Here is a 13,970-nt window from a genome sequence, read left to right on the forward strand (position 1 = left end):
CTATTTCTATTATACTATATATTTTTCGTTTTGGGAACACCGATTTTAATATTTATTCTTTTAAATTTATTCCATATGATAAAAAAAGCGGCAGTTTTTATACTGCCGCTCAACCGTCAAATAAATTAATACGATTAATTCTTGTCCTTCAATAACGGACGCATACTGTTCGCACTTATAAGCATAGTTGACGAATTATGCAAAAGTGATGATGCAGACGGAGTTATAGTACCTTTCAATCCAAGCAAAATAAGCAATGAATTAAATGCCATAATAAACGTATAATTACGTTTAATTCGTCTGAACAGTCTGCTGCTTAACTTGCGAAGAAGCGCTAAATCTCTCAAATCGCCCGAAAGCAATGTGACATCAGCCACTTCTCTTGCCAAATCGGCAGAATCTTTCATAGCGATTGAAACGTCGCTAAGTGCCAACGCAGGAGAGTCATTGATACCGTCACCGACCATTATAACCGTTCTTCCCTCGTTCTTCAATTCTTCAATAATTGTCGCCTTATCCTCAGGTAATACCTGTGCACGGAAATTGTCTATACCGAGCATATCGGCAGTGCGTTTTGCAGCACCTTCATGGTCACCTGTAAGCATAATAATATTATCAATACCGCTTTCACGAAGTAACTGAATTGCCTCATGAGCCTCACTTCTCGGCGGGTCGCTTATACAAATAACTCCCGACAACACGCCTCCGATTGCAAGGTATATAACAGAAAAGCCCTCACATTCGTTTTCAATAACAGACTTCTGTTCATCAGTTATCGGAATATTTTCGTCCTCAAGCACAAAATGCTCACTGCCTATAATTGCACGCTTGCCATGCAACATTGTAGCTATGCCGTGTGCAACTACATATTCAACTTCAGCATGTTCTTCTTCGTGGTCAAGCTGTTTTGATTTAGCGGCTTTAACGATTGCCTTTGCCACACTGTGAGGGAAATGTTCTTCAAGGCACGCAGCTATTTTAAGTATTTCATCTGATGTATACTCACCGAATGAAAGCACTTTTTCTACTGTCGGGCATGAATTTGTAAGTGTACCTGTCTTGTCAAATACAATAGTATCGGCATGAGATACACTTTCAAGATAACGTCCGCCTTTTACAACAAATCCTCTTGAGGATGCCTCACGCATAGCACTTATAATACTTATCGGTGTTGACAATTTAATTGCACAAGAATAGTCCACCATAAGAACAGACATTGCCTTTACAACATTTCTTGTTGTAAGATAAACAAGCAACGCCAATCCCAAACTGTACGGTACAAAACCGTCTGCAATTTTCTCTGCACGGCTCTGTACTCCGGCTTTCATACTTTCACCGTTTTCAATCATTTCAATAATATTTGAAATACGTGTATTATCAGCCGCAGCACTAACCTTAATTACTATATTTCCCGCCTCTACAACTGTACCGGCGTAAACAGTACTGTCCTTATCCTTTACAGCCGCAACCGATTCGCCTGTCATAGACGCTTCGTTTACACTTGCCTGTCCGGATACGACCACACCGTCAAAAGTGATCATTGCACCGTCACGGAATACGACAAAGTCACCCTCTTTAACGGTTGAAATTGGAACTTGTTCCTCGTTTTCGCCGTTCTTCTTCCATACAGTGTCAATCTTCATTGCAAGACTGTCCGCAAGTGCATTTTTTGTACGTTTTCTTGTATATTCTTCAAGAAGTTCCGAAACTCCAAGCAAGAATGTAATTGAATTAACTTCCGAATACATTCCTCTTGAAAGTGCCGTTCCGAGTGCAACACCGTCCAAAAGTGCCACATCGGCCCTTAAATTAAGTACACTGCCCACAGCTTTCTTCACATATGGGAATGCCTTAAAGTAAGCCATTGCAACTCGTACAGGATACGGCAATATTCTTCTAAGAACAAAACGCTTTATAAGCATTTTTATAATCTCATTCTTGAAATCAGCCTGTATATCCTCAGACTCATCTTCAACAGCCGCTAATTGATTTTGCTTGATTCCTTTTATGTAGTTCAAAAGCTCCTGTCTGTAATCGGATTGATAGGTAATTAAAATACCGCCGTTGACGCTTTTAGCCTTTACAGAATCAACATAATGTTCCGATAAAATTGTTTTCTCAAGAGATTTTTCTTGATTTTTATCAAAATAATATCCACCACAACGCAATCTGATACGACCCGGAGTATCATGTACGATTTTAAATTTCATTATTATTCTTCCTCGTCGTTTAGCTGTGACTTAGCCTCATAACACATATCTTCAGCCTCTTCACGCATATTTTGTAGTGTTTCTTTAGCCTCTTGCTGGAACTTCATACCCTTTGCAAGACCTGAAACGCACATACTTCTAACTTTTTCGCTTGTAGCAATCTTCTTACCTACTACTGCAGTAGCTATACCTGCTGCAAAGCACCAACATTTCTTATCCTTTAAAAAATTAAATTTCATAATTTTATCTTCCTCTCTGTGTATATTTTAGTGATTTATTTAATCAAATCTATTTTAGCACGCAATATATTTTTTGTCAATAAATGCCGAAAAATTTTTTTTACTTTTTTGCATGAAAAATATCGACTTTTTAATATTGTGGTGTTAATACAACAATGCCATAATGGAAAACATACAAGCAGTAAAAAGAATGCCACAGACGAAGATGTTATCGCTGTCGCAAAGTTGGCGAAATTCGATAAATTTGTGCATAATTGCTTATCAAAAAAAGTTGCGGTGAACAATCACCGCAACTTTTTTATTAAAACAATTTATTAAGCGATAATTTTTTAACCATTGGTACAGACATACAACCGACAGCATTACCAAGTACAGCACATAAGAAATATACTGCCGCCTGTGACGCATTAGCACATTTACTTATAAAGAAGTAACAAGTATCTGCGATACAGTGATTAAATCCGCAAAGTATGAACACCATAACAGGTAAAACCACTATAAACAGCGACATCACAAAGTCACCTTTTTCAGTCGCTCTTTTATTTCCGTCAACCGCCGTAAACATCAATATACCGCAGAACACCGCCAATACAAATATACTAAGCGGTGAATCGGCGAACTTTGTTGCCGTGATAGCAGCGGCCTTTTCCGATAAAGTCGCTTCCAAACGTGTAAGGTTAAGCAAGAAACCGCCTATCGCCGCACCTGTTGCATTACCGATAAAGGTAAGTACAACTTCCGGCACATACGACAACGGTTTTACCGCCATATATCCGGCTTTACCAGTAAACAAACCGAATTTAAACACAATAATTGCACACAAACCCAAGCTGAACAAGAACGCTCCCAGCGGTTTTGACTCAACCGACATACTCACACAACAGCCTACGCACAAAAATATTCCCGACAAAATACCGTCAGACAAAAATGATATAATCTTTTTCCCCATATCTTCTATTCCCTTTTCTTTTATCCTAAGCAGACAAAATTAGCTAACGCTAACTAATTCCACAAAATTAATCCACTTTCTAATTTGCACATAAAAACCACGATAAACTTATCGTCTACCGTGGTTTAATATACGGTTTAGTTAAATTACTTTACCATTGATGCAACTTCTGCTGCGAAATCGTCTTCACGCTTTTCAAGACCTTCGCCTGTTTCAAAACGTACGAATTGCTTAATAGTAATGTCGCCAACGCTCTTAACGTACTTAGCAACGTTTTCCTTATTTTCAGCCTTAACGTATTCTTGCTCAAGTAGGCAAACTTCCTTGAATTCCTTAGCAAGACGACCTGTGATCATCTTTTCGATGATGTTTTCAGGCTTAGATGCATTCTTAGGATCATTCTTAAGTTGCTCAATAAGAATCTTCTTTTCGTGTTCCTTATATTCTTCAGGAATATCATCGCTTGAAAGATACTTAGGGCTAAGTGCTGCAACTTGCATTGCAACGTTTCTTAGACACTCTTTTGTAGTGTCATTGTTTTCAGCGTCAGCCTCAACCAATACACCAATCTTACCTGCAGCGTGGATATAATCTACAACTGCACCTGTCGTTTCAATTCTTGCGAAACGTCTGATGTTCATATTTTCGCCGATCTTAGCAATCTTTTCTGTAAGCATTTCTCCGATTGTGCTGTCTCCGCACTTTAATTCTTTAAGTGCTTCAACGTCAGCAGGATTTTGTTCAGCGATTGTCTTGGCAACGTCTGAAACAAACTGTTGGAATTCATCATTCTTAGCAACGAAGTCTGTTTCTGAGTTTACTTCTACAAGTACGCCTACGTTACCGTCAACATAAGCCTTAACGATACCTTCAGCAGCAATTCTGCCTGACTTCTTAGCAGCTGTTGCAAGACCTTTTTCTCTCAAATATTCAACAGCCTTATCCTTGTCACCGTCTGTTTCTGTAAGAGCCTTCTTACAGTCCATCATACCGCAACCTGTCATTTCTCTTAATTCTTTTACGTCTTTAGCTGTAAATGCCATGTTACTTTTCCTCCTATATTAATTATATGAAAATTATTCTTCTACTGTATCTTCTTCAGCTGTTTCAGCATCTGCAAGAGCATCTTCGCCCTGTCTGCCTTCGATAATAGCGTTAGCCATTGTTGATGCGATTAGCTTTACGGCTCTGATAGCGTCGTCGTTACCAGGGATAACGTAGTCTACTTCATCAGGGTCACAGTTTGTATCAACGATAGCTACTACAGGAATGTTAAGTTTCTTAGCTTCTGCGATAGCAATCTTTTCTTTTCTTGGGTCAACGATGAACATTGCGCCAGGAAGTTTCTTCATATCTTTAATACCGCCAAGATACTTTTCAAGCTTATCTCTTTGAGCCTTTAGCTTAATAACTTCCTTCTTTGGTAGCATATCGAAAGTACCGTCTTCTTCCATTTGGTTGATTTGAGCAAGTCTTTCAATTCTCTTTTGGATTGTCTTGAAGTTTGTAAGCATACCGCCAAGCCATCTTGCGTTTACATAGTACATACCAACTCTTTCAGCCTCTTCTTTAATTGAGTCTTGAGCTTGTTTCTTTGTACCAACGAATAGAATATCTTCACCGCTTGCAGCAATATCTCTTACGAAATAATAAGCTTCTTCAACCTTTTTAACTGTCTTTTGAAGGTCGATGATGTAGATACCGTTTCTTTCTGTGAAGATGTATTCAGCCATTTTAGGGTTCCATCTTCTTGTTTGGTGTCCGAAGTGAACACCTGCTTCTAAAAGCTGTTTCATTGAAATTACGTTTGCCATTTTTATTTCCTCCTCGTTTTTTGATTATTCCTCCATTTGTTTCACCTTATGTGAAGACCCAGGCAAAACAGGCAACTTTCACACAATCCACAAATGTGCGTATTTTTCATACTAAAATAGTTTACCACATAAACCCTTATAAAGTCAACCCTTTTTTCATATTTTTTTATTTTATTTGATTTACATAACATAATATATGTTTTAATCGCATATTAACGTAAATTTTGTGTGGTTTTCAACTGTTTTTTTATTGATGAGTTTTCTATTTATTATGAAAGAATTCTTTAAAATTAAAACCGGGAACTTTAGATTTAAAGTCATTTCCGACACACATACAGTCAGAAGTGATTACAACCCGAAATTGCGCGTTCCCCATAAAATAATGCAGACAAAACCGCTGCGGTTTTGTGTAAAATATTGTTTTAACGTGATTTTGTGTCAAAAAAATGGCATTTGAGTTAGATTATATTGACATTTATTTAGATTATATTGACATTTATAATAATCATAATATATACTTTTATTATATATAATTATTTTTCTGTTTTGAAAGAGAAATTCTTTTACACTACCAATATTTCTAATATGAAAGGAAGGATTAAAATGAAAAAATTACTATCATTGCTTTTGTCGCTGTCAATGCTTACCTCTATGGCAGTTATGCCTGCAAAAGCAGAAGAAACGGTCATGCCGTTAAACGCATCACGAATTGATTCGGAAAAACTTCCAAGCGGCAATTTAATTTACCTTGGTACTGCGTCAGCAAACGTCAAGGAAGAAGATGCTGTTTATTCGTTCCCTATTTATCGTGAGGGCGATTTATCGGAAGAAGCAAGCGTCACAATCCACTCGCTTGACTTAACTGCGATATACGGCGAGGACTATGTAATTCTTGACGATAACGCAGAGAAAACCGGTGATGGGGTTTCAATACTTGAACGTTATGCCACGGCAGAAGCTGACACTGATGAAACATCGGATAACATTTCGGAAGAGAATACAGATATTGAAAATTATTCGGAATTTGATTCAGAAATGGCACAGCAATTTGCAGACGAAGTAGTGCCGGATGCAATGGCAGGAATTGAATACTCAAGCGGTACAACCGTTACTTTCGCACCGGGCGAAAACGAAAAAACGGTTAAATTCAAAATATTGGACGACAAAAAAAGCGAAGGCACAGAAGGGTTTTCTTTACTTTTGGTAAATCCCGATAATGCCGAACTTTATGAAGTAACATCACTTTCTGTAAATATCGAAGACGACGAGCCGAAAGAAAAAAGCGTTGTTTCTTTCAGCAGAAACAGTTACACGTCAAAAGACGGAAATGCCACTGTTACAATAAAACGAAAAAATGCAGAATATTCTCTTTGCGATTTCACTTTGCTGTCATCGAGCATTACCGCAGTAGCAGGAGAAAATTATGAAGAACAAATCAAAACAGTTACATTTATTCCTTATGAAACGGAAAAGACAATTGAAATTCCCGTATCCGGCGAGGGTGAATTTAAACTGCTGATGAGTGATATGACGGGCTGTGAAAGTGGTAAATATGCAGAAACCGTTGTCAAAATAAAAAATAACGCCGATGATGAGAGTGATATTTCTCTTATGGGCAATGAAAATCAGACAAATGACATCACCATAAACGGTCTTAAATACAACGTTAAATATACAATGCCGTCAGATAATACAAAAGATCCTGCCGAAGGTAAAATATACGCAACAGGTGACGGAACTCACAATTATGACATTCCTCCCGAAGTCGGTACATACTACTTTGCAACAGAAGTAAACCGCGACGGTCTGTTTTATTATGACGGATATTGGGGTGATAAGCCTTGGGGTTGCGGTCATTGGGATAACAAATATGAAATAGATACACGTGAAAGAAATATGGGTAGCTCTCATTACGGAAAACTTGAATATTACCATACAAGTATGTGGGATAAAGGCGGAGTATGGACACATTCCAAAACTGTACCGTCGGTATATTATCAATATATGACTCCAGATATGGAATCAACATCAAACGCCTTTGGCGGACAGCTTGCAAGATTTAAAATTGCAAATAATGACAGTATTGTTATCAATGAATCAAAAAGCGGAAAATTCGGCAGAACACTTGACGCAATGCCTGCAACTCTCTTGAATAACAACCAACCTTTAAACGGAAATATAAGCATGGAAATACATTCGGCTGATGAAGACAAATCAAAAACTCCGAAAAGTTATGTACGCTTTTACGGTGTTGCGGCTATGTATAAAAAGGTTAATGTAGAACTTAACCAACCCCCAACACAAGAATACTGTATCGGTAATGAAAAGATAAATGCCTTACCGATGCAGGTTGAACTTAACAGCGGTGCTCAAATCGCCGGAAGTAAAACGCGTGATTTCTGGACCAATCCGAATGAGGATGACTGCAATATTGTATTTACAATAAATGATACAGACATTAATGGTCACAAAGGTAAATACGGATATATTTCAGGCTATAAAATCACCATAGATCCGGGTACAACTGATGATAAAATAACTGTAAATTATCCCGAAGAATTCATTTCATACCTTAACTCAAAAAAAGGAACAAAACTTTCTGACGAAGTAAATTTCACATCGGATAACGTAAATAATGAGCTGAAGAAAACAGAAAAGCAAAATCTTTATTACATTCCATATGATAAATATTTCATATCATGGATTGAATCAGTTCAAAAAAATGTTGCACACGACACATACGGTTATCATCAAAATCTGAAGATAACACCTAAAGTATCATATGCTGATGTTACAGTCGAAGTATTACCGTCAGCCGGTGAAGGAAACGGCAGTTTTATATCAAGCGAGCTTGCCGCAGGTAAAACAGTTACTCGCCATGCAGGTGATACACTTGATTTAAGTGCAACAACTCCGGATGACGGATATCATGTTGTAGGTTATCAAGTTTCAACAAACAACACAAGTTTCAACACAATAACAGATACAACAAAATTATTCCTTGAGCCTAATACGAGTTACAGAATACGTCCTCTTATAGCGAAAAATTCAAACAAAATCGAAATTAAATTTGAAAACGGTGCTGAAAAGTATTTAACGGTACAGGGTCTTATCAGTGAAAATGATCTTAATTCAAGTTCCGATGAACAACTGAAAAAGGAACTAAGCGGTAAATATGTTATTAACGCAAATCCGTCAGAATCAAATCTTTCAGATAAAATAACACCGATTACAGGTAAGATATATACATTAAATTTTGCCTCCGTTGAAGATAAAGAATACATATACCGTCCCGTTATCAAGCAAGGCAATGACACGTTTACAACCAATTCTTATCACATCGTTGCGCAAGCACAAACAACAGACAATGTTGTAACTGTAAATTACAAAAAAGTTAAAAAGAGCGATTTAAAATCATTTAATATATCAGGTACTGTTGTTTCTAAAAATGCGTCTATCCGCGATAACGGCTTAGAACCGGAATCTCTTCCGCTTGTAGGATATTCCGTATCAGCCGGAAAAGGTTCACAGTCGCTAAACTCTGCAAACTCAAGCTATATGCCTGACAGTGCGACCGGTACAACTTCCGATACCGGTACTTATATATTGACAAACGTATTGGGTGACACAAACGACCTTATTACAATGTACATCTCAAACGGTGTTACGACAGGCTATGTAGCAAAAGTAAAGCTCACAGACGCACTTGGTCAAGCAGACGGCGCTTATACCGTAAATGCAGGTAACACAAATATCACCTACCCTTACGGTGCTCCTAAGGTTGCGTCAATTATGTACACATATGACAAGAACACAGCCGACTTAAACCAAAATCAAATAAGAATACTCGACGACAATCTTACAGTCACAGCCGTTATAGACAGTTATGGAAGAAGTGTCAGTGAGGCGGTATTCACCGTTCGCACATCAACCGGTCAGACAACCGAATACAAAGGTTATCCTCGTGAGGATGGCAGCAGTATTATAGAATGTACAATTCCTAAGATGACAGAAAATCTACATTCCGGTGACAGTCTTTCTGTACGTCTTGTAGATTCAAAAAAATTATCATCAGGTAACACTGAAATTGAAATTGTGTATCCCGATGTTGCAACAGGTCTTTCATTCTATACGGAATTTGCACTTACAACACCTCAAACTTTCGATGCGGATAAAAGCGGTACAATCGATATTCCGTTAGTCGGCTCAGCAATAGGCAAATGCCAATCCGGATTGATTACATTCGGCAAAACAAACTGGCCTGACAACACCGGTTATACTATTCAGGCAAATATTGACACAATACTCAATAGTATGGGTAAGAAAACCGTTTACGAGAAAAAAGAGTCTTATGACAAATTCCGCGGTGCAGTTCAAGAAAATCAAAATCACAGAAGTAATGCTATGAAAATAATGGCTGCGACATTCAACGGTGTTGCTCCGTCTCGTGACGATTACGAAGACGATGCCGAATATCAAGAAGCTTATGCAAATTATACCCAATTACTTAAAGATACAAAAGCTCCTTTTGCCGGTTTTAATAATCAAAGATACAGTGTCGAAGTAGCTGTTATTTTGGCTTTTGACTTTGTTAAAACGCCGGACAACGACTATATGTTCGCTTGCGGTTCGGTTTCTATCGGCGGAGCATATACATTTAATAAGACTATGTACACTACAATTTACGGTGTACCTGTATTTTTAAATATTATTGCCGGTATTCAGGTAGATTTAGTGACAAACTATGCTACAGATAATGGTAAAAATGCAATATCCGCAGATGAGTTTAACAACTATCAAGGCAATATAGCAAACAGATTAAGCAGCACCGATGTAACACTAAGCGTTGTCCTTTCAGGAAAATTACAAGTAGGTGTAGGTTTTTGCGATGTACTTTCAGCAAGAGGTTATGTTGCTACAACATTCCAATTTAATTTAAGTTTTGCAAACGGTCAGCCCGGTACCCTGATAACGGCAGCCGGAGGTGTGGGATTTGACTTATTGTTGTTCTCCGTTAATGTTGATATAGCCAAATATACACAAGGTTGGGGTACTCTCGAAAATGCCGCAGAAGGTGATTTCTTCAACGGACTTATAACCACAAACGACGATGATATTAAATTAACTCCATACAGTAACGGCACATCTGATTTATCTACTTTCGGAAAAAATGATGATATTCAGCTTACCGCAACAGAAGAAGTTGTAAGCTGTACACAATTAATAAATGATGCCGCAGACAGAACGAGACCTCATATTATCCCTCTTGATGACGGTAAGAAGATGCTTACATTTATAGCCGATTCGATAGATCGTGCCGAATACAACGGAGCAACTCTGTATTATTCGATATTTGACGGTACTTATTGGTCTACTCCTAAAGCAGTAGCAGACGACGGTACACCTGATTCAATTCACACACTTAAAAAGATAGGTGACAAAGTTATTATCGCATGGACCGATGTTAAAGACGCATTTGCGGGTGTGGAAACTTCAAGAGAAAAGCTTTCATCAATCGGTATTTCATGCGCAATATACGATACTAAAACCAACAAAATGGGCAAAGAAATCAGTATTGTACACGACAGATACCTTACTTTAAACCCACAAATTGATGTTGATGGAGATATGCTTTATATAAGCTATGTCAAGCTTGATGTGTCAAAATTAGGTAACAACAACAGCGACCTATTACAGCTTGAAAAATCATTCTCTAATATAGCCTATGTAAAATACGATATGAGTACAGGAGAGTCTTATGATGAAACCATAATTCCGATACCTCATAAAACAATCAGCTCTCCTATTGCATTGGATTATAATTCGGCAACAATAAATATAAATAACGAAAGTTATTTAATTTCAAGTTACACTATTGATGAAGACGAAGATTTACAAACAGGTGACGACAGAGAGCTTTATCTGCAAATTCAAAACCTAACAACCGGGCAAGCATATTTCCCGATACAAATTACAAATGACAGTATATCTAATTCATTACCTAAACTTACCAGCATCAACGGCGAATTGTACCTGACATGGTTGGATAACGGATATATGTTTAAAATTATGAATCTTTCAGATATGTTATCTTCAATGTTTAACGCAGATTCAAACGGAGATATGACAGACTTGATTAATGCCGATACGGTAAACAGTGCATACAAAAACGGCGAAATGACCGCTGATAATAAAAATGCCGATTGGTATAAAAAGACTGCATCTGAACTTGGTATGTCAGACGACGTATATGAAAACAGCATTTACGAAGCCTTGTACAACGGTACATTTAATGTCACAAGTGCAAACTTCCAAGGTAATGACGACCTTTGCACAAGTATAGGAAACTATATTGTAACATCCAACGGTGAAGATATTTATATTTATTACACAGAATTAAGTCAAGACAGTACAAAGAACGGTACTGAAATATACGGTGTACGTTATCAGCGTGGCACAGATAACGGTTATTGGAAGTTCGGCAATTCGGTACAAATTACCGATTTCGGTATGGTTATTGACGAACTTGACCTATATATGACTGATGATAATAAAATATCAGCTGTTTCAAACTACTACAAGCAATGGATTGATGAAAACGATGCAGATTCACCTATGAAATACAGTGCAAACACCCTTGTAACCATTGACTTTGAACCAGTAAGTTCTCTTGAAATTAAAGGCAACAATATTATTCTTCCGTCAAAGATTTATCCGAATTATTCGGAAGATATAACATTCACTATTGCGAACACAGGTTTGCTTGACGCAAAAGGTTATGATTTAAAAGTAACGGATAAAAACGGCAATACTCTTTATGAGGACAGTTCTGACAACATAATCGAATCCGGTAATTCGATAAATGTCAGTGTACCATGGACAATTCCGAGCAACTTGGAAAATGAAGAAGTTACAGTTACGGTAACTGAACGCGGAATTGAAAATGCAAAGCCTGTATCTGCCACAAAAGCCATTCCGTATGATACAAGACTTGATGTATCGAGCTTTGAAATCAAACACGATGATAACGATTATTATGCATCTGCAACGGTTACAAACAACGGTTCTAAACCGTCCGACGAAATAAATGTAACGCTAAATAATACCGCCGACAAAACTTTCGGCACTACTTCCCTACCTCAACTTGCGAGCGGTGAAAGTAAAGATATTACAGTTCCGTTTGAGATAGATAAAGCTGATTTCAACAATTTAGGATATATAGACTTTAAACTTTCAGCAGTAAGCGGTGAAAACACATCTAACGCATATACCATGTTTATCTCTCATAAACCACTTATTGCAGAAATCAACGATGGTGCCGAAAACGTTTCATTAAACGGAAAAAATGATACAACAACACTTCAAACAAAAGCTTTCCCTTGGAATAATTATGCGGGTGAAGTCAAGTATTATTCAACAGATAACAGCATAGCTGTTGTTACCGATGACGGTGAAGTTATTCCGCTAAGCAATGGTAATGCAAAGATATACGCATACTATCCAAAATACAGAATTGATGACAGTATTGATGTTCAAGTAACAGGTATAGAATCAGATGAACCTACTCCTACACCAATTCCTACTTCAAAACCAAGTAGCAGTGGCGGCGGAAGTTCTGCAAAATACGGTATTTCTTCTGCAAACAAGACATACGACAACGGAAGTATGAATATATCAAAGAAAAATGCCGCATTGGGTGAAAACGTAACGGTTAATACAAAACCGAATGACGGTTATGAGGTTGATACTGTAACAGTTACTGATTCAAAGGGAAATGTAATTGAAGTTACAAAGACAGCCGACAACGAATTTTCATTCGTAATGCCAGGAAGCCAAGTAAGCGTTGACGTAACATTCAAAGAAATAAACGACTCTCCGCAAAAAACACCTACACCGTCCAGCAAAGACGATTGGTGGTTTGATGATGTTGCAGAAAACGAATGGTATTATGCTCCGATAAAATCCGCATATGACAACGGATTAATGAGCGGTGTAAGCGATACGGAATTTGCTCCTGATACAGATATTACGAGAGGAATGTTTATAACCGTTCTTCACAGAATTGACGGCGAAACAAAATCAGATGTTGATTATACCTTCACTGATGTAAATGAAAATGATTATTTCTCAAATGCTGTTGCTTGGGGCAGTGAGAATAATATTATTTCAGGTTACAGCGACACGGAATTTGCCCCAAATGATAATATAACTCGTGAGCAGATGGTATCGATTTTAAAGAGATTTGCAGAATATAAACAAATTGACACTTCTATAAGTGATACACTCGACAGTTATTCAGATACGGAATACATTTCCGATTATGCTGTTTCTGCTTTCCAATGGGCTTGCGGAAATGAAATTATAAGCGGTTTCACGGATAATACCCTCCGCCCTAGAGCAAATACCACTCGTGCCCAAGCCGCAGCTGTATTTAACAAAATATACAGTATAAAATAATATCACTATAAAAATGAACCGACCACCAAATCTAACAATTTGGTGGTCGGTTTTTGAATTTTCCGGGTCGGGGGTGCAGACATATTCTTGAACTATTTTATGCCGATAATCCAGGACTGTGTCTTTGCTCTACCAGACTCATACGGCTATCTTAAGACAGTCCGACTTTCTCTTTATTTAATTCTTTGCGTACTGGAGAGTGTGAGAAAAAGTCTGTAAAAAATAATCCTTCTATGATAGAATATAAATAAATCATAGGAGGAATTTTTTTATGGCAAGACGTAGACGAGAAAGAATGAGT

6 protein-coding genes are annotated in these 13,970 nt (G+C 37.7%); 1 reads left to right on the top strand and 5 read right to left on the bottom strand.

Features of this window, described 5'->3' with window-relative positions; all coding sequences use genetic code 11:
* Window positions 1–134: 134 nt before the first annotated feature.
* From LKE05_RS06770 to rpsB, 5 genes are all read right to left on the bottom strand, one after another.
* Entirely contained in the window at window positions 135–2,210 is a 2,076-nt protein-coding gene (locus tag LKE05_RS06770; RefSeq protein WP_308456339.1) for a heavy metal translocating P-type ATPase, read from the bottom strand.
* Window positions 2,211–2,212: 2 nt separating this feature from the next.
* Window positions 2,213–2,449, bottom strand: a complete 237-nt coding sequence (locus tag LKE05_RS06775) for a hypothetical protein (RefSeq protein ID WP_022230522.1) — start codon at window positions 2,447–2,449, stop codon at window positions 2,213–2,215.
* Between the two features lie 301 nt (window positions 2,450–2,750).
* Window positions 2,751–3,431 (bottom strand): formate/nitrite transporter family protein, encoded by a 681-nt coding sequence (locus LKE05_RS06780; RefSeq protein ID WP_308456343.1) that lies wholly within the window; start codon window positions 3,429–3,431, stop codon window positions 2,751–2,753.
* A 113-nt stretch (window positions 3,432–3,544) separates the two neighbouring features.
* Window positions 3,545–4,441 carry a translation elongation factor Ts gene (gene tsf / locus LKE05_RS06785; protein WP_022230520.1) on the bottom strand — a complete coding sequence of 299 codons (897 nt, stop codon included), beginning with the start codon at window positions 4,439–4,441 and terminating at the stop codon, window positions 3,545–3,547.
* A gap of 33 nt (window positions 4,442–4,474) precedes the next feature.
* Window positions 4,475–5,212: a 30S ribosomal protein S2 gene (gene rpsB / locus LKE05_RS06790; RefSeq protein ID WP_022230519.1), complete on the bottom strand. Its 738-nt coding sequence runs from the start codon at window positions 5,210–5,212 to the stop codon at window positions 4,475–4,477.
* Between the two features lie 603 nt (window positions 5,213–5,815).
* On the opposite strand from rpsB, the gene LKE05_RS06795 reads away from it, so the two are divergent.
* On the top strand, window positions 5,816–13,669 hold the full coding sequence (locus LKE05_RS06795; RefSeq protein ID WP_308456340.1) for an S-layer homology domain-containing protein: 7,854 nt from the start codon (window positions 5,816–5,818) through the stop codon (window positions 13,667–13,669).
* Window positions 13,670–13,970: the final 301 nt, after the last annotated feature.

This window comes from Hominilimicola fabiformis (genome assembly GCF_020687385.1).
Classification (GTDB): domain Bacteria; phylum Bacillota; class Clostridia; order UBA1381; family UBA1381; genus Hominilimicola; species Hominilimicola fabiformis.